We start from the raw sequence: 18,847 nt of genomic DNA on the forward strand, positions 1-18,847 counted from the left end.
TAAAGGTAAATGTTGAGAGTTTAAACGTGTTGAAATTTGATGTTGTTGTTATTGGAGCAGGTGCTGCAGGTCTTATGGCTGCTTCAAAGTCTGGCGAAAGAGGAAGAAAAACAGTTGTCCTTGATCATGCAAAACAGCCGGGTAAAAAGATTTTAATATCAGGTGGAGGTAGAAGTAACTTTACTAATTACTATATTGAACCAGAAAAGTTTCTTTGCAAAAACCCTCATTTTTGTAAATCAGCACTAAACCAATACACACAGTGGGACTTTATTTCTTTGGTCGAGAAATACAAAATTCCATATCATGAAAAGACTTTAGGGCAATTATTTTGTGATGATTCAGCTAAAGAAATTGTAGCTATGCTTGTTTCTGAGTGCGAACAAAGCGCTGTTAACTTTAGCTTCCAAACTGAAATACTAAGTATCGAAAAGTTAGAGTCAGGTCAGTTCCTTATTAAAACCAATAAATCTGATTATCAATGTGAAAGCTTAATCATTGCAACTGGTGGTTTATCTATGCCTAAGTTAGGCGCAACTCCATTTGCCTATAAAATAGCAGAGCAGTTTAATCTTGAAGTACTTCCAACCAGAGCAGGTTTAGTTCCTTTTACTTTGGATCCTGCATTAAAAGAAGTTTTGGCAGAAGTTTCAGGTATATCAACCAATGTCACCGTAACAACAAACAACACCTCTTTTGCCGAAGATATGCTGATTACCCATCGAGGTTTATCTGGGCCAGCTATATTACAAATTTCGTCTTATTGGCATTCTGGAGATATTGTCGAAATTGATTTACTCCCGAGTGAAAATATAACAGACATTATCAACAAAGCATTATCTGAACAACCTAATGTATCTACTAAGAACTTACTGTCGAACCATTTTGCTAAAAGATTCGTAGAAAAGTTAATAGATTTATTTGAAATCCCTAATGTCCCTATTAAACAACTTAGCCATAAACAAATTCAATTATTATCCGAAAACATTCACTCTTGGAATCTAAAACCTTCAGGAACAGAGGGATATAGGACGGCCGAAGTTACTATTGGGGGACTTAATACTAATCACTTATCATCTAAAACAATGGAAGTTAAAACAGTGCCTGGTTTATTCTTTATTGGCGAAGCTACCGATGTTACTGGCTGGCTCGGTGGATACAATTTTCAGTGGGCTTGGAGTAGTGGCTGGGTTGCAGGAACAAATGCTTAGTGATTTTTACCCTTTTTAATAATTTTACTTCTAGATAAACCAATAGAAACAAAAAAAACGGCCTTGAATTCGAAGACCGTTTAAAAGGGGGTATTTAAATTGAAAAGTCAGAGATAAAAGAACAAGGCGGCATAAATGTAAACTTTAGGCGACACTAGCTTGAAATACGCCGTCTATGAGAAAAGAGAACCGATATGTATTTCGGAGAGTAATTTCTTACGACCCCTCTACTCAATATAACGCTCATCGCTTATAACTTCGATTCTATTAAATATTACTTACCACTATTATGTCGATGTATCTGTAATACCATTTAAAATAAGTTGGGTTATAGATTGTAAGGTCGAGTTAAAAAAATCTGGATCGTTTAAGTCCTTTCCCGCGACTGCTAAGATTTGTACATTGAAGTCAGCATAATGTTGAGTGATTGCCCAAATACTGAAAATTAAATGATATGGGTCTATTGGTTTCAATTTACCTTGATCTATCCATTGCTGAATCACCTGAGCTTTCTGCTTTACCAAACTTTGTACATTGGTATTTAATACACTGGTTATTAATGGCGCACCTTGGAGTAATTCCATACAAAACAGTTTAGATTCAGCAGGATTATCCCTAGATAGCTCAAGTTTTACTTTTATATACTGCGTGATTGCTTTAACTGCTTCTTGCTCAGCAGAAAAGCTTTGTAGTGGTGTTAACCACACTTCTAGTAACTGTGTTATCACCTCAAGATAAAGTTGTTCTTTATTTTTAAAATAATACAACAAATTTGTTTTTGAGACTCCTGCAAGTTCAGCAATTTGCTCAACACGGGTACCCTTAATGCCTTGTTTAGAAAAAAGATCCAGCGCAGCTTTCATTATCTTTTGTCGTTTGTTTTTTAGAATAAGCTCTCTTTTTGCTAATGTTTTAGAGCTGAAGGTTCGTGATGTTTTTTTTTGTTTAGATTTAGAAATGTTTACTGTACCTGACATTTAGCTTCTCCCCAGAATCTACTACATTTTGTAAGATACAAATGTATCCATCAACACATTCCATCAGGTGATTTTATAATAGTCAAGCGATACCCATATGCCTAACCACCAAATGATTTTGCGACAAGGTTAAATTTTGCACTAGTTTTGAGCAACATATGAACTAAATTGAACCAAATTAGACCATTTAGTCCACATTGAAAATTTACATAAGGTTAACGTGTTGATTTTAATGGTTATTTGTGTATGGCCTAAATCCTGCTTAGTTAAAGCTCTAACGTTTTACTTATTTAAGTGAAAACTAACAACCCAAACTGTAGCGTTTGATCGCAACAAAACTAAGTGAGAAGTAATATGGATATAGGTGTATTTATTCCAATTGGAAACAATGGCTGGTTAATTTCAAAAACTTCGCCTCAATACAAACCCACTTTCGAATTGAACAAACAGATTGTCGTTAAAGCAGAAGAGCATGGTCTTGATTTTGCGCTTTCGATGATCAAATTGCGTGGTTTTGGAGGAGAAACAGAGTTTTGGGATTATAACCTTGATTCGTTTACCCTGATGGCGGGTTTAGCCGCCGTTACTTCTAAAATACAACTTTACGCTACCGCCGCTACATTAGTTATGCCGCCGGCTATAATGGCAAGAATGGCCAGTACAATCGATTCAATATCTAACGGTCGGTTTGGCGTTAATTTGGTTACAGGATGGCAACGTCCAGAGTACTCACAAATGGGCATGTGGCCAGGAGATGAGTTTTTTGGAAACCGTTACGAATATCTCGAAGAATACATTACTGTAGTTAAGGAACTATGGGAAACAGGTAAAAGTGATTTTAAAGGCGATCATTTCCAAATGGATGATTGTCGTATGTTACCTAAACCGCAAGGTAAAATTCCGCTCATTTGTGCAGGGCAAAGTGCCTCTGGTATGGGCTTTTCAGCGAAGCATGCGGACTATAATTTTTGTTTTGGTAAAGGTTTAAATACCCCTACAGCCTTTGCACCTACTTCAGAGCGATTAGTTGAGGAAGCCGCAAAAGCGGGAAGAGATGTAAGTTCAGCCGTTTTAATCATGGTTATTGCCGATGAAACCGATGATAAAGCCATGGCTAAATGGGAATTATATAAATCAGGCAAAGACCAATCAGCCCTAGACTGGATGACAACGCAAGGTGCGGTAGACAAAAAATCAGGCAAAGATACTAATGTACGAGATATGACAGACCCTACCTCGGCAGTGAATTTAAATATGGGCACCCTTGTTGGTTCTTTTGAATCAGTAGCCGCGATGTTAGATGAAATAGATACTGTGCCGGGATGTAAAGGTGTGTTGCTTACCTTTGACGACTTTATTAAAGGAATGGACGATTTTGGTACTAAAATCCAACCGCTGATGAAAACTCGACAACATATTTATAGCGAATAAGGTAACGTAAATGTCAGAATCAGGAAGCTATACAGTATCGGGCTATTTTCAGGATGCTAACAATGATAATCCAGAGCGCGTAATTATACCTGCGCGACCGGAACCCCTTTCCATTTCGCCAACTGAAACGGCGATTATTGTGGTCGATTTACAAAATGCTTATGCCAGTATAGATGGCTATTTAGACAAAGCCGGTTTTGATGTATCAACAACCGGTCCGGTGATTGAAAACACTAAGCGAGTAATTGCCACAGCCCGTAAAGCGGGTATGCCAGTTGTGTTTTTTCAAAACGGATGGGATCCCCAATATCACGAAGCAGGCGGGCCAGGCTCACCCAACTGGTATAAATCTAATGCGTTAAAAACCATGCGCAAGCAACCCGAGTTAATGGGGAGTTTATTAGCGAAGGGTACGTGGGACTATGAGTTGGTCAAAGAACTCAAACCTCAAGTGGGTGATATAGTGCTTCCCAAGCCACGCTATAGCGGTTTTTACAACACAAGTTTAGATAGTATGTTACGTAGTCGTGGCATCAAAAACTTGGTCTTTACTGGTATCGCAACGAACGTTTGCGTTGAATCTACCTTGCGAGATGGGTTCTTCTTAGAATATTTTGGTGTGATTTTAGCTGATGCCAGTCATCAAGCCGGCCCACCTAATATTCAACAAGCTTCACTTTACAATATAGAAACATTCTTTGGCTGGGTGTCAAGTGTAGATGAATTTTGCACCGCAGTGGCCTCTTCAAGCTAATAAACTGTCAATAAAAAAGGATAAACCTTATGCCTAAAAAAGCAATTATACCCGCTGGAACTGCACCACCACTTGCTCCTTATGTGCCAGGTTCAATGGCCGACAATATTTTATATGTCTCTGGTACGCTGCCGTTTGACGAAAATAACGACGTGGTACATGTAGGTGATGCCGAAGCGCAAACGCGTCACGTTTTAGAAACCATTAAAAGTGTTATAGAAGAAGCCGGAGGAACGATGGACGATGTTACCTTTAATACAGTACTTGTTACCGATTGGGATAACTACGGAGCGGTAAATAAGGTTTATGCTGAGTATTTTCCTGGTGAAAAGCCGGCACGCTATTGCATAAAAGTTGGCTTAGTTAAACCTGAAGCACTGATTGAAATTTCTAGTATTGCTCATATAGCGCCGGATGAATAAGCCTATGTATATAGAAGTTTTGGGCCAACAAAATGCAAATGCCCCGACTGTTGTATTTAGCTCTGGTTTAGGTGGCTCTGCTCATTTTTGGCAGGGGCAATTAAAAGAATTGTGTGAAAAATATAGAGTCGTTATATACGACCAGTTAGGAACAGGGCGAAGCCCAGCTCAATTACCCAAAAACTATAGCATTGAGCATATGGCTGATGAGCTGCAAGAAGCCCTAAATAAGCTTGATATTACTACTTTTCATTTCGTAGGTCATGCCCTTGGGGGGTTAGTGGGTTTAGTGTTGGCGCAACGAATACCAAAACAAATTATGAGCGCAGTGTTAGTGAATGCATGGAGCTACGCTAACCCTCATACACTTCGCTGCTTTGCTATCCGGAAATCTTTGTTAGCAAGCGGTGATAATGCAGCTTATTTGAAGATGCAGGCACTGCTGTTGTATCCGCCAGACTGGATTAATGCAAATATTGGCAAACTGGAAGAAGAAGAGCGTCATATGCAGAAAAACTTTCCTGACATGGATAACTTGTTGTTGCGAATTGGAGCACTTAGTCAATTTGATATTGATAAAGCACTAGCCAGTATTAATGTGAAAACGCTAGTAATTGCTAATAAAGATGATTTACTCGTTCCTTGGCAACAGTCAGAAAATTTAGCCAGTAAGCTACCATCGGCCTCGCTTTGTTTAATGGAATATGGCGGTCATGCGTCATCAATAAGCACGCCCGATGAGTTCAACCGCATACTCATTGAGCATTTAGAAAATGTTTCTTAAGGCATTTACCCCATTAACCGGATTAAAAATATGAACACACCACTATCAAACGACGCACTAGCACAATTATTTACCCAAGCGCATACCCACACCACTTGGCAAAACAAAGCAATTTCGAAAGACACTATCGCTCAACTGTATGAGCTAAGTAAATTAGGCCCAACATCTGCAAATTGCTGTCCTGCACGCTTTGTATTTATTTGTTCAGATGAAGCCAGAGAAAAACTTAAACCCTGTTTATCAAGCGGAAATGTCGAGCAGACTATGACTGCACCTTGCACGGTGATTGTGGCGTATGATGCGGAATTTTACGAAGCATTACCTAAGCTTTTCCCGTATGCAGATGCCCGCAGTTGGTTTACGTCTAGCCCTGATGCTGCCTATGAAACTGCCATGCGCAATAGTTCCTTGCAAGGCGGATACTTAACATACGTGGCAAGAGCACTAGGTTTAGACACTGGGGCAATGTCAGGCTTTGACCCGAAATTACTAAACGAAACTTTTTTTGCTGACAGTACATGGAAAGTAAACTTCTTACTTAACATAGGCTACGGAGACGGCGAAAAAGTCCACAAACGATTACCAAGACTGAGCTTTGAAGAAGCCTGTCAAATCATTTAACAAAAACGGAAGAGCTCACTATGACATTAACCGCCACAAATATTACAGAAATTGACACACAAACGAGTGTGTCTCCAGCAGCATTTCGAGACGGAATGGCCAGTTTAGCTGGCGCTGTCAGCATTGTTACCACCATCGGTAAAGCAGGCAAAGCAGGATTCACCGCAACGGCAGTGTGTAGCGTCAGTGATGACCCCGCCACCTTGCTAGTGTGTTTGAATCGTAGCGCTTCTGTACATCAAATTTTTATGCACAGCACACATTTGGCTATAAATACTCTAGCTGATAAACAAGACAATTTATCCAACTTATTTGGTGGAAAAGCAGCTATGGGCGAACGTTTTGAGCAAGGAGACTGGGGTACTTTACAAACGGGTTGTCCTGTACTTAACACCGCGGCTGTTACTTTTGATTGTGAGATTATTGAGTGTAAAAGTGTTGCTACTCACGATGTTATTTTTTGTCGAGTTCTAGACATTAAGCAAAATCTAGATGCTGGCGCATTGCTATATTATCAGCGTGGATATTACCATGTTACTAACAACACCCAAGCTAAATAATTGTGCTAATAATAAGGATTAAAATATGAAAATAGTTGGGCACTTTATTAATGGGCAAATATGCTCACCCGAGGGTCGTTTTCAGGATGTGTACAATCCTGCAACAGGGAAGGTTGAGAAACAGGTATTACTGGCATCACCAGCAACCGTAGCTGATGCGATTGGAATTGCCCAAGAGGCTTTCCCAAAATGGCGAAATACCCCTGTCGCCAAACGTGCACAAATAATGTTTAAATTTAAATTTCTTCTAGAGCAAAACGCCAAAAAAATTACTGATTTGATCGGGCAAGAGCACGGTAAAATAAGTCATGATGCAGCGGGTGAATTACAGCGCGGTATCGAAAATGTTGATTTTGCATGCGGCGCTCCGCAGCTGCTTAAAGGTGAATACAGTAAAAATGTTGGTCCTAACATAGACTCGTGGAGTGAGTTTCAACCACTCGGTGTAGTAAGTGGTATCACGCCCTTTAATTTCCCTGCAATGGTGCCTTTGTGGATGTTTCCTTTGGCAATAGTGTGTGGCAATACGTTTATACTAAAACCTTCTGAGCGTGACCCTAGTTGTGCTTTATATTTAGCCGAGTTACTCAAAGAAGCAGGCTTACCAGATGGTGTATTTAATGTGGTTAACGGTGATAAATCTGCCGTGGATGCAATATTGACAGACGAACGAATCAAGGCAGTTAGTTTTGTTGGTTCAACGCCTATCGCTCAATATATTTATGAAACTGCAAACGCTAATGGTAAACGTTGCCAAGCCCTCGGTGGAGCTAAAAATCACGCAATTGTGATGCCTGATGCGGATATAGAAAACGCGGCTAATCAACTTTTAGGTGCTGCATTTGGTTCATCAGGCGAGCGCTGTATGGCCTTATCTGTTGTGCTTGCGGTTGGTGATAAAATTGCTGATCAACTCATTGATAAATTAAAAAACGGCATGGCAAGCTTGAAGGTCGGTGCTTACACCGACGATAGCAACGATTTTGGTCCACTGATAACGTGCGCTCACAAAGAAAAAGTAGAGGGCTACATTAATCATGCGCAAGAACAAGGCGCAACTATTGTTGTTGATGGGCGTAACCCAACTGTTGAAGGTAATGATGAAGGCTTTTACGTAGGTGCCACACTGATTGATAAAGTGGGCGCTGATATGGATAGCTATAAAGCAGAAATCTTCGGTCCTGTGCTACAAGTAATGCGAGTAGAGTCGATGGAGCAAGCCATGACGCTCATAAATGATCACGAATATGGTAATGGTACTTGTATTTTTACCCGCGATGGAGAAGCCGCTCGTTATTTTTCTGACCACATTCAAGTGGGTATGGTAGGTATTAATGTGCCTTTGCCTGTACCTGTTGCTTATCACAGTTTTGGTGGTTGGAAACGTTCATTATTTGGTGATTTACATGCCTATGGACCTGACGGTGTGCGCTTCTATACAAAACGTAAAACTATTACGCAAAGGTGGCCATCTAGTGGTATAAGAGAAGGCGTCAGCTTTTCGTTTCCTAGTTAGTTAAAACATTAAGTAATTCCAAAAGAAGAACTTAAAGCAGTCTAATAATAATAATTTTTTAATATAAACACGTTTATAAAGGGGTTACATATGAATACTTACATTTCTAAGATATTAGTTAGCAACATCTCGCCTGTCGCTTTGGCTGTTGCGTTTGCCGTAACTTCCATTTCTCAAGCTGCTTATGCACAAGAGACTAAAGCTGCGGATGAAGAAGTAATTGAAGCGATCACTGTTACTGCCACTAAGCGCCAGCAAGTTATATATGAAGTACCAATCGCAATAAGTGCATTTGATGGCGATATGCTAGCAGTGCAAGGTATTACTGACTTAACAGATGTTGGAAAGTTTGTTCCAAACTTAAGTGTAACTGGCTTTTCAGCTGGGCACACTTCTTCTGTAAATCCTTTTATTCGTGGTATTGGTCTGCAAGATCACCTCATTACAACTGATCCAGGTGTAAGTATTTATGTTGATGGCGTTTATTTAGGCCGCCAAGTAGGACAGAACTGGAGCCTGAATAATATCGAGAGAATCGAGGTGCTTCGTGGCCCTCAAGGGACGTTATATGGTCGAAACTCAATTGGTGGCGCTATTAATATTATCACCAAAGAACCCGAACAAGGTGATGTAACTAAAATTAATACGGAATTTGGTACACGTGGTCGTGTTAAAGCAGACCTATTTGTCAATCATGCCTTATCTGACACCTTAGCCTTTAATATGAACCTTGCTTACAACACACGTGATGGTTTAGGTGAGTTTATCAACGTACCTAATGCCGAATATGATGTAGGCGAAACGGAAGATATTTCTGGTCGAGTTTCTGTTAAATACGAGCCATTTGATGATTTTCGAATGATACTAACCGCTGATGCTAATAATGGTGATGGGGGTCTACGACCTTATACCGTGCTTATAGATGAATTGCCTGGAGGGCGCTTTTATAGCGGGACAAATGGTTTAGGCCTTGAACTTAGAAATACAGATGTTACACCAGATGGTTTTGATATTTACGACAACGCTACTGGTGCTCCAGAAGTAACGAGCGTATCTAATGAAGCTCGCGGTCTAGCACTTACCACTGAGTGGGATATTAACGACGAGTATACTGCCAAGGTTGTTGCAAGTAGTCGTTCATCCAAATACAAGGCCGGTCTTGATGATGACGGTACTATCTTTTTATTAGACCAGTATCCTGAACGCGGAGAAGCTGACCAAACCTCAATTGAATTGCAATTAAATGGTTACATCAATAACTACACCGACTTTGTAGCCGGTCTTTATTACTTTAATGAAGAAGGAAGTAATCGCCAAGGTAGCGACTCAAGTTTTGATGGTGGTGGTAATACGTTTCAACTTGATCAAGAAACAACGAGTAAAGCCATTTACTTAAATGTTCATCATGATCTTACTGACGAACTTAGTCTTTCGGGTGGTTTGCGATACACCGAAGATGAAAAAGAAGCATCTGCTAACGTATTTGATCCCCTAGGTACTGTTTTTGATTCAAATGACTGGGATGAGATAACATGGGAATTGGCAACTAGTTATACCTTCGAAAATGGCATGAACGGGTATGCGACAATTCAAAACGGTTACCAATCAGGCCAGTATCCGGCTCGCCCTTATTGTCTTATTGGTGAGTTTTTTGGTGCAGGTGGATTTGGTGACATCGACGGCGCAACAGCTGCTGTAAATGCAAGCAACTGTTTTGTTGCGTCAGATAACATTACCGCAATCAACTATGAAATAGGTATTAAAGGTCGTGTAAATGAATACTTTGATTTGAGTGTTGCGGTATTTAACACCGAGTTTGAAGATTTACCTTATCAAGTAAGCCGCGTAAGTGAAGTTGGTTTTGACACCGCGAACTTAGTGGTAGAGCAAACTTCTCGTGGTATAGAACTAGATACTACGCTAACAATTGGTAATTTTAGTATGTTAACCAGTATTGGTTTTATGGACGTAGAGGTGGATGAGCAAGATGGTTTTGAACCTGTTGCACCATTAACCCCGGATTTAACGTTTGCGATTGGACCAACTTATACCTTTGATCTTGAAGGTGGTGACAAAATTCGTGCGCGAGTGGATTACTCATATCGTGGAGAAATGTATGGCGAGCCAAGTTCAGAACCTTCGCGTTTAACCACCATCGATAGTCGTGAGCTTGTTAACTTCGATATTGCCTATACACCAGCCAGCGAAGCGTATACTGTTGCTTTATATGGTCGAAATGTTTTTGATGAGCGTTATGACAATGCACGATTAAATACTGGCGATTATATTTTGCAAATTTTAAGCAACGATGCCAGCGAATTTGGTGTACGTTTTTCAACTGAGTTTTAATAAATTATTTGAACCGTTATAAAAGATAGCGATTACATATAAAGTAGGTGTTTAGAAGGCTGGTTGCTTATGACCGGCCTTTTTTAATCGCGATGCACATAAACTGCTGCTAGTGACTAGAATTTTACGATTCATTACTTGTTATCTTTTTACAGTAAGCAATGTAGACACTAGCTTGGGATTTTAAATGCTAGCCGAACATAGAGATGTTGAAGAAACACTCAATACACTAGTTGCTCTAATGGGTGATGTTGAATAATGCTGTTATCCAATCTACCGTTATGTTTAATACTTTATCTTTCTGACTTTTTTCAGGTTCATAAACATTGAATATATGATCTGCACCACCTAGATAATAAACATCTTCACTCACTGCCGCACTTGCTTCAAAAATTTCTTTTTCATGTGCGGGTAAGTAGTCATCAGAACCGCGAATTGCTAACAGATGTCCCTTAAATTCTCCTAAATTACGAATGGGATTATATCCCAACATCCCAATTACATGCTGCCTTGTTAAGGTTATGTCTGCCCATGTTTCTTTGAGTAAACTTTGCCCTTCATCAATTGCCTCTCTCACAGCCGAATAACTTTTAGGGAGCGTTACAATTTCATTAGGATTTAAAGCACTAGACCACAACACTAGCCCCTTGAATGTTTCAGGGTGGCGGCTTACCAACTCCATTGCGGTTGCCCCCCCTAGGCTAAAACCTACAACTACTTTAGGTAAACTTGGATATTGTTGTTGTAGATAATAAAGCGCAGACTCAGTATCTTCCATTCTACTTTTAAATGTACTGGTAAGAGTAAAGTTGCTACTTTCTCGCTCCGACTCACCTTGTACATCAAACCTTAATGATGCAATACAGTTAACTCGTAACTGTCTAGCTAAAGTTTTATACAGATCTCCAAGTTCGTCTTTCTGCCCAACCCAACCATGGATTAACAATACCGCAGCTTCTGCTTCACAACTTGGCTGATCAAAAGTGGCGGTGGAACCCGAGCTTAAAACGACATCCTTAGATTCACCAGAGAAAGACTTTACTACATCAGTTAAGCTTCCATTAGAAGCAAAACTATAGCTAGCAAATGAAATACATAAGCTAACACCTACCAGAAATCGACTACAAAAATTATTCATTATCATCACCTCAAAACCTATTGAAACCCTATAAGCAAAAATTTCTGCATGCACCCGTGTTCACCTCACACGTATGTAATGGCTTAACTATTTTAGACACCATATTAGACTCATTTTACTTCAAAATAACCTTTTTGCCCCGATAACCGGCTGCCATTAAACCTGCGGTAATAATTAATATGTCGGTCGTGATCAAAGTAGAATCTGAGAAGAGTATTTGTAGTATATGGCACTATTATACGGGTAAAAAGAAAAGAGCATATAGCTGCTTTTTACTCTGCTTTGAAAACTATACATTTTTGTTTTGTAAAATTTACTTCTTTTTTAATCTATTTACTTACCAGAATAAAATAAAACATTAAATAACAATTAGTTAATAGTTGGCGCAACTATCGCATTACAGTTGTTGAAGTAAATTTTAGTTTTTAGCGGAGAATTATTATAAATATCAATAAAAACCAAAAGGCACCGGTATTAACACTGGTTGCTAATTCAGGCTTCACAGCTTGGACATACGATAAAGCTGATAATACTGGCGAACAAATTGACAAAGCAATCTCGGATGCAGTTAATGCTACAGAAGATACTTTTGTAGATATTAAAAAAGCTATGCGTACTAAAAACCAAGATTATTAGGCCGTATTTTCACACAATCAGAAACACAGTTACTCATCAGTAATTATGAGTTTCTCAGTTCAGTAATTTAGTTTATCGACTACATAATATTTCTTTGTCGTCAGGAGTCACAATCAATGAATAATACAATGCATTTAGTCATAAGAAGAGTATTTGCCTTATCGTTTGCGCTGATTTTTTTAGGGTTAGCTGCAGCTATTTTGATCTCTTTAGTTATTAATGTGTTTAATCAACTCGCAACGGGTGTTGATATTATGCAAATATTTTTAAATAGCATAAATACAGGCGTTATAGGTTTAGCCGTATTTGAGCTTGCACTCGTTATTAATAAAGAATATTCAAATAGTAAATTAGATGAACATGAAGATGATGCTATTGCAGTATTGCGAAGAACAATGCCGAGATTTATAGGTACGGTATGTGTTGCATTATCGCTTGAGGGATTGATTATGGTGATAAAGTATAGCCAATTAGATTTGGCGGGTAACCTTTATTATCCTGTGGCAATCATTTCTTGTACGGCACTTTTGTTAACTTCTTTAGGTTTGTTTTTACACTTAACACGTAAGGATATTGTTAAATCTTAGTAGCTTAAAAAGCATATGTTTTGAAACATTTTTCCATCAAAACATATCTGCATAAAATATAGGAGTGGCGTTAGAAATGACGCTGCTTACTACAACACTGACTTTCTAGAATATTTTTCCTTTGGTAATGCCTCGCTTAGATAAATCTTAATAGAGATAACCCCCCACTTAGTTAGAAGCTTTATAGCAAACGTTCCACTTAGCTAAAATTAACCATGAGCTTCTTGCCTGAACATATCAAAGAACGAAATATATTATCCACTTTTGATGCGGGTAGAGAGAGATATGCACCTGAGTGGTGTAGATCAGGAAACCATCAACGTCGATTGTAAAATTTTCTTATACCTTGTTGTTTTTACAATTTTTTTACACAAGAGTTCTGTTAAATAAAGCATGAATTTAATTAAGTTATTGAATTTGTTTGTTTATATTTTGTGGTCTGTGATTTGCTTTGTACTTAGTAAGCTTTTAATTAGTACAAGGAAAACTTATGAAAAATAAATCATTAATATCTTTAGCTTTATCTCCGATGTTTTTAATTCCTGCTTATGCTGCAGACAATTCATCTGTTGATACTCATGGTTTATATGTAGGTGCTGGTTATGGATTAATTAGTGCAGATAGCGAAAGTGATTTTGATGAAGATGATAATGCTTACAACGTTTACATCGGTACTCAATTTAACGAATTTGTATCACTAGAAGGTGGCTACATTGATTTTGGCAAGTATGGCAACAGTAACATTAATGCTGAACTTGATGGTTACACTTTAGGGCTGAACTTAAGTTACCCGATTAACGATTATATTTCGTTATTTGTGAATGGAGGACAATTATGGTGGGACGCTGATATTGATAGCGCTGCCGGAAATACCTCAACAGATGGTAATGAATTCTTTTACGGAGCAGGAGCGACATTTGCTATTGCTCAAGATTGGGATTTAAAAGTGAATTATACGAGGTTTGATTTCAATTTTGATGATGATGAAATTGGTGTTTTTTCGAATTTTGAGAACTTGGACACTGAAATTGATTATGCAAGCGTATCCGTTCAATACACATTTTAAATCATCAAAGAACACTTAAAACATTTAACTAAATAACAACTTAATATATTGCATTTATTAAATATTAACTGAAAAAGCGCAATGTATTTAAACAAGGATCACATATGAAATTTTTTAAAATATCTATCTTAACTGCATTAATCAGTACATCAGCAATGGCAGACGAAACTATTGATAAAACATGGGAGCTAGGCGTTTTTGGCGATTATGTTAAATCGAGTACGAGTAAAGAAACCTCAATAGAGTGGGACCAAATGGAAGCGGGTAAATCTTTAGGTATAGATTTACAAAGAGCAGTTAATGAATTTTGGAAAGTAAGAATAGAGTTTGCTCGTACTCGTTATGATGTTTTAAATGGTAACGAAAAGTCATACGGTAACCGTTACGGTGTTGATGCGATTTATACTCCTGAAGATTCAGATATGTATTTATTCACCGGTGTAAAACGTTTTAATAATGCTAAAAGTTACAACGCCCTAAATATTGGTGTTGGTTATGACTTTGAACTGAGTGCACGCTCTTCTATTTATACTGAAGCCGCTATGTATCGTGATGTAAATAATGGCTATACAGATCATGGTTTTAAACTAGGTTATAAATATGCCTTTGGAGATACCAAAAAAACTATGCCAGTAAAAGCTGAGGAACCTGCCAATATTCAACCGGTAGTAAAGAACTTGGATGGCGATAAGGATGGTGTTTTTGATAAAGATGATTTTTGTAAAGACACACCAATAAGCGTTAAGGTTGATTCTAGAGGTTGTACTTTATATGCCGAAGAAACAGTATCAATTAACTTAAACGTTAACTTTCCTATTGAAAGTGCTGCACTAGGTTCTAAAGGAATGATAGAAATTCAGCGTTTAGCAGACTTTATGAAGGAATATAAAGATACCGATGTTGTTATTGAAGGCCATAGTTCTTCAACAGGTGAAGCAAGTTATAACCTAGACTTATCGGAAAAACGTGCATATTCAGTGCAGAATGCTTTGATTAATAATTTCGATATTAGCCCTAGTCGTCTTAGCGTAAAAAGCTTCGGAGAAACTCAGCTTTTATCTGAAGGGAATACGGCAGCCGACCATAGAATGAATCAGCGTGTTGTTGCACAAATACAAACTACAACGAAAGAAGTCGTTAAGAAATAAACGAAACAGCGTAAATAGCGATATTCATTTATAACGCTAAATGATAAAAATAAAACAGTGATAAATACCTTTAATTTATCACTGTTTTTTTGTTTTTAACTTACAATACTCTTAATTCATTTAAGTAACTAAAAATAAGGTTGGAATATAAGTGACATCAACCACTCAAGAAAATAAAACTCTAAATAAGAGCTTAGTTTGTACTGTTACGCTAACTGTTTTAGCTGTTCTCTATACCGTATATTTTGCGCAAGAGTTAATTCTTCTTTTAGTCGCTTCAGCTTTAATCGCATTGTTATTAAGTTCAGGGGTTAATGCGCTCGAGCGTTTATATGTACCAAGAGTTTTAGGTGCCATATTTCTATTAGGTTGTTTGATTTTTCCTACAGGTGCATTAGTGGTTCAACTGGAAGAGCCCGTAACAAAGTGGACCAAGATGCTTCCCCAAATTTCGAGTCAGATATCAGAAAAGCTCGATAAGTATCAAAATATTATCGACACTAAAAGCGCAGATATTACAGGTGAAACACAAAGTTCAGGTGACAGCTGGTTTTCATGGTTTAAAGAAAAACCAAAGGTTGATAAAAGCTCAGAAAATAAAACACTTATTCAAACTCGTTTAAAAGAATCGTTATTTTCTTTTGCTGCAGAGTTTATGGTTTTGGCGCCTTTTGCTCTGATACAGCTTATTACTGCAATCATATTAATTTTATTTACCTTGGTATATTCTCCCAAACTTTTTAAAAATTATGTACAGCTTTTTGTTGTTGAAGGACAGCAAGAAAAAGCCTTTAAATTTGTTTTAGATGTGCAGCAACAACTCTCTCGATATATCTTAACCGTTAGCTTAATAAATTTATTTCTTAGTGTAATCGCAATGATCTTATTTAGTTTTATGGGGTTGGAAGACGCTTTACTTTGGGGACTTATTGTTGGTTTTGTTAATTTTATTCCATTTGTTGGACCAGCTTTTGCTTTAGGCGCTATTACACTGGCAAGTTCAGTTCAATGGGGAATAGATATCAAAGTATTGATAGTTGTAGGTGGCGTACTTTCGCTTAATGTTTTGGAATCACAATTCATAACACCGTTAATATTATCTAAAAAGATGCGAATTAATCCATTTATCATTATTGTTTGGTTATTAATTATAGGCTGGTTATGGGGCTTAATTGGGTTGTTGATTGCCGTACCTTTACTCGTCTGTATAAAGTTAATACTTACACTGTTTGAACAAACAACACCATGGGTTCGGTTTTTAGAAACTTAGATTTTTATTAAATTACAGACAAAAAGAAAGGAGCATATTGCTCCTTTTTAGTACGGTAAGTTAACTGAAGTTTTAGTTAGCTTTGATAATGCTACTTTCTGCAGTTGAATTAGCCATTGCTGCTAAATCTTTATCAACGAAGAATAATGCATGACCGTCGTTACCTACTAAGTCAATTTTGTCTAATACACTTTTAAATAGTGTTTCTTCTTCGTGTTGTTCTGCAACATACCACTGTAAGAAGTTGAATGTAGAGTAATCTTGGCTAGTAAAAGCTTCATGCGCTAGCGAATTAATGCGTTCAGTGATCAAACATTCATGTTCATATGTTTTTCTAAACAGATCGCCTAACGATTCAAATTCATGTGGCGGAGCATCAATGGCACCTAAAATAGGTAATGCACCTGTTTCACTAACGTAAGTGAATAAGCGTGTCATGTGTTCCATTTCTTCATCAGCATGCTTACGCATAAATTTAGCAGCACCCTCGAATCCATTTGCTTCACACCAAGCACTCATTTGTAAATAAAGGTTTGACGAATAAAATTCTAAATTAATTTGGGTATTTAGTTTTTCAACCATTGGAGCTTTTAGCATTGTGTTTCTCGAGTGTTGTTTGATGGGACGTATTCTGCCTTGTTTATCTACATAATTCAAGTGGTGAGAAAAGAAAACCATAATAAAAACAGTAACATATAATGATAATGGTTTTCGTTTCCTTTACTAATTAGAATAGCGTTAGTGTTGTTTATAAGCTTGCTAGTATAGTTTCAGCTTTACTTGCTTCAAATTCTTTTGGCTTTTCAACAAGTAATGTTGTTACAACGCCGTTGTCGATTACCATAGCGTAACGTTGAGAGCGTGTGCCACCAAAAGCAGCGGTCTCTAATGATAAACCTAATTGTTTTGTGTAACTAGCATCGCCGTCTGCAAGCATAGTAATGTGTTCAGCATTGCTTGCCTTGCCCCAAGCACTCATTACAAATGCATCGTTTACCGATAAACAGATAATTTGGTCAACGCCTTTAGCTTGAAGTTGGTCGGCTAATACTACATAACCTGGTAAGTGAGATTCTGAACAGGTTGGTGTAAATGCACCTGGCACAGCAAATAATACAACTTTCTTGTTAGCAAATAGCTCGTCTGTATTATGGCTAACCATCCCGTCAGCTGTTAATTCTGATAATTCACCCGTTGGCATTTTTTCATTTTGCTTGATCATTTGTTGTCCTTACTCCGAAGAGTTCATTGAGGATTGATATAATGTGTTCTACTTAATTCGATATAGGTAACTTTACGGGTTTACACAGATAACCTTTATCGTGTGCTACCCGCGCACAATCTTTACAAGCAAAGCGCGGTTTATCAACAATATGTACTAATTCGTGAAGACCTTTTTCAATCTCTTTTTTTTTCCACTTACATAAAGTTTTAGTCATAGGTTTAGCCTTCTGCCTGCTATCACCTTATTCTAGATTATTATTAAGTAGCTTGGCTAGATAATGGTGTTATTTCTGTCATGCTATCTGTAAGCATTTATGTGGATATATTAAGAAAACCATTAATAATTAAAACTTATTAATGGTTTGAATTTTTAAATTTGATAAAACTATAACGGTGATAGAGAATAAAAGATTAAGGTTTTAGCGATTTATATTTTGGAGAAAATATCATGTCGGGTTTTAACAAAGTGGTTGAAAGTTACGAAGAGGCCATGTCTGGCTTAGAGGACGGTATGACAATTATTGCAGGCGGCTTTGGTCTTTGCGGTAATCCAGAAAATCTAATTAAAGAAATTAAAAAGAAAGGCACTAAAGGCTTAACTATCGTTTCAAACAACTGTGGTACAACAAATCATGGTTTAGGTATTTTGTTACATGATAAGCAAGTTAAAAAAATGGTGGCTTCTTACGTTGGTGAGAATGAAGAATTTGAACGCCAAATGATGAGTGGTGAGCTTGAAGTTGAATTAACTCCACAAGGTACATTAGCCGAAAAAATGCGTGCTGCTGGCGCTGGTATACCAGCATTTTTTACAGCTACAGGTTACGGAACGCCTGTTGCTGAAGGTAAAGAAACACGCGAAATAAATGGTCGTCATTATATTTTAGAAGAGTCTATTAAAGGTGACTTCGCTATAGTTAAAGCTTGGAAAGCAGATACTTATGGTAATTTGGTGTTTCGCAAAACAGCGCGTAACTTTAATCCTATGGCAGCAACTGCTGGTAAAATCACGGTTGTTGAAGTGGAAGAGATTGTTCAGCCAGGCGAATTAGACCCTGATCATATTCATACGCCAGGTATTTATGTTGACCGTGTAATTAAGGGCAACTTCGAGAAAGTAATTGAACAGCGTACTACACGTCCTTCAGCTTAA

At 37.8% G+C, this 18,847-nt stretch carries 18 protein-coding genes; 14 read left to right on the forward strand and 4 right to left on the reverse strand.

The features are described 5' to 3' along the window. The first annotated feature begins 26 nt into the window (after positions 1 to 26). A complete protein-coding gene (locus Q5N69_RS10185; RefSeq protein ID WP_304368807.1) occupies positions 27 to 1,211 on the forward strand; it encodes an NAD(P)/FAD-dependent oxidoreductase in 1,185 nt (394 codons plus the stop codon). Positions 1,212 to 1,498: 287 nt separating this feature from the next. Here Q5N69_RS10185 and rutR read toward each other — a convergent pair whose 3' ends face one another. After that, entirely contained in the window at positions 1,499 to 2,188 is a 690-nt protein-coding gene (gene rutR, locus Q5N69_RS10190) for an HTH-type transcriptional regulator RutR (RefSeq protein WP_304368808.1), read from the reverse strand. 354 nt (positions 2,189 to 2,542) lie between these two features. Here rutR and rutA point away from each other — a divergent pair, with 354 nt between their 5' ends. From rutA to Q5N69_RS10230, 8 genes are all read left to right on the forward strand, one after another. Further along, complete coding sequence (gene rutA, locus Q5N69_RS10195; RefSeq protein ID WP_304368809.1) at positions 2,543 to 3,619, forward strand: pyrimidine utilization protein A; 1,077 nt, start codon at positions 2,543 to 2,545, stop codon at positions 3,617 to 3,619. 10 nt (positions 3,620 to 3,629) lie between these two features. Then, complete coding sequence (rutB, locus tag Q5N69_RS10200; RefSeq protein WP_304368810.1) at positions 3,630 to 4,373, forward strand: pyrimidine utilization protein B; 744 nt, start codon at positions 3,630 to 3,632, stop codon at positions 4,371 to 4,373. A gap of 29 nt (positions 4,374 to 4,402) precedes the next feature. Continuing rightward, positions 4,403 to 4,795, forward strand: a complete 393-nt coding sequence (gene rutC / locus Q5N69_RS10205) for a pyrimidine utilization protein C (protein ID WP_304368811.1) — start codon at positions 4,403 to 4,405, stop codon at positions 4,793 to 4,795. A 4-nt stretch (positions 4,796 to 4,799) separates the two neighbouring features. After that, entirely contained in the window at positions 4,800 to 5,579 is a 780-nt protein-coding gene (gene rutD / locus Q5N69_RS10210; RefSeq protein WP_304368812.1) for a pyrimidine utilization protein D, read from the forward strand. Positions 5,580 to 5,609: 30 nt separating this feature from the next. Continuing rightward, complete coding sequence (locus tag Q5N69_RS10215) at positions 5,610 to 6,200, forward strand: malonic semialdehyde reductase (protein ID WP_304368813.1); 591 nt, start codon at positions 5,610 to 5,612, stop codon at positions 6,198 to 6,200. Positions 6,201 to 6,220: 20 nt separating this feature from the next. Further along, positions 6,221 to 6,760 carry a flavin reductase gene (locus Q5N69_RS10220; protein WP_304368814.1) on the forward strand — a complete coding sequence of 180 codons (540 nt, stop codon included), beginning with the start codon at positions 6,221 to 6,223 and terminating at the stop codon, positions 6,758 to 6,760. 25 nt (positions 6,761 to 6,785) lie between these two features. Next, on the forward strand, positions 6,786 to 8,276 hold the full coding sequence (locus Q5N69_RS10225; RefSeq protein WP_304368815.1) for a CoA-acylating methylmalonate-semialdehyde dehydrogenase: 1,491 nt from the start codon (positions 6,786 to 6,788) through the stop codon (positions 8,274 to 8,276). A gap of 90 nt (positions 8,277 to 8,366) precedes the next feature. Then, complete coding sequence (locus Q5N69_RS10230) at positions 8,367 to 10,625, forward strand: TonB-dependent receptor (RefSeq protein ID WP_304368816.1); 2,259 nt, start codon at positions 8,367 to 8,369, stop codon at positions 10,623 to 10,625. Positions 10,626 to 10,863: 238 nt separating this feature from the next. Here the strand turns inward: Q5N69_RS10230 and Q5N69_RS10235 are convergent, their stop codons facing one another. Further along, positions 10,864 to 11,763, reverse strand: coding sequence for an alpha/beta hydrolase (locus Q5N69_RS10235; protein ID WP_304368817.1), 900 nt, complete (start codon positions 11,761 to 11,763; stop codon positions 10,864 to 10,866). A gap of 752 nt (positions 11,764 to 12,515) precedes the next feature. Here Q5N69_RS10235 and Q5N69_RS10240 point away from each other — a divergent pair. The 4 genes from Q5N69_RS10240 to Q5N69_RS10255 all read left to right on the forward strand — a co-directional run bounded on the left by Q5N69_RS10240 (position 12,516) and on the right by Q5N69_RS10255 (position 16,470). After that, on the forward strand, positions 12,516 to 12,986 hold the full coding sequence (locus tag Q5N69_RS10240) for a hypothetical protein (protein ID WP_304368818.1): 471 nt from the start codon (positions 12,516 to 12,518) through the stop codon (positions 12,984 to 12,986). A 490-nt stretch (positions 12,987 to 13,476) separates the two neighbouring features. Further along, positions 13,477 to 14,052: a porin family protein gene (locus tag Q5N69_RS10245; protein WP_304368819.1), complete on the forward strand. Its 576-nt coding sequence runs from the start codon at positions 13,477 to 13,479 to the stop codon at positions 14,050 to 14,052. Between the two features lie 104 nt (positions 14,053 to 14,156). After that, positions 14,157 to 15,200, forward strand: a complete 1,044-nt coding sequence (locus Q5N69_RS10250; RefSeq protein ID WP_304368820.1) for an OmpA family protein — start codon at positions 14,157 to 14,159, stop codon at positions 15,198 to 15,200. Between the two features lie 151 nt (positions 15,201 to 15,351). Next, a complete protein-coding gene (locus Q5N69_RS10255) occupies positions 15,352 to 16,470 on the forward strand; it encodes an AI-2E family transporter (protein WP_304368821.1) in 1,119 nt (372 codons plus the stop codon). Between the two features lie 72 nt (positions 16,471 to 16,542). On the opposite strand, the gene ftnA is transcribed toward Q5N69_RS10255, so the two are convergent. After that, complete coding sequence (gene ftnA / locus Q5N69_RS10260) at positions 16,543 to 17,067, reverse strand: non-heme ferritin (protein WP_304368822.1); 525 nt, start codon at positions 17,065 to 17,067, stop codon at positions 16,543 to 16,545. A 151-nt stretch (positions 17,068 to 17,218) separates the two neighbouring features. Next, the gene (locus Q5N69_RS10265; protein ID WP_304368823.1) at positions 17,219 to 17,692 is read right to left on the reverse strand and encodes a peroxiredoxin; all 474 of its coding nucleotides are present in this window, start codon (positions 17,690 to 17,692) and stop codon (positions 17,219 to 17,221) included. A 450-nt stretch (positions 17,693 to 18,142) separates the two neighbouring features. Here Q5N69_RS10265 and Q5N69_RS10270 point away from each other — a divergent pair, with 450 nt between their 5' ends. After that, complete coding sequence (locus tag Q5N69_RS10270; protein ID WP_304368824.1) at positions 18,143 to 18,847, forward strand: CoA transferase subunit A; 705 nt, start codon at positions 18,143 to 18,145, stop codon at positions 18,845 to 18,847.

The sequence above is a fragment of the Pseudocolwellia sp. AS88 genome (assembly GCF_030551755.1).
GTDB lineage: Bacteria > Pseudomonadota > Gammaproteobacteria > Enterobacterales > Alteromonadaceae > Pseudocolwellia.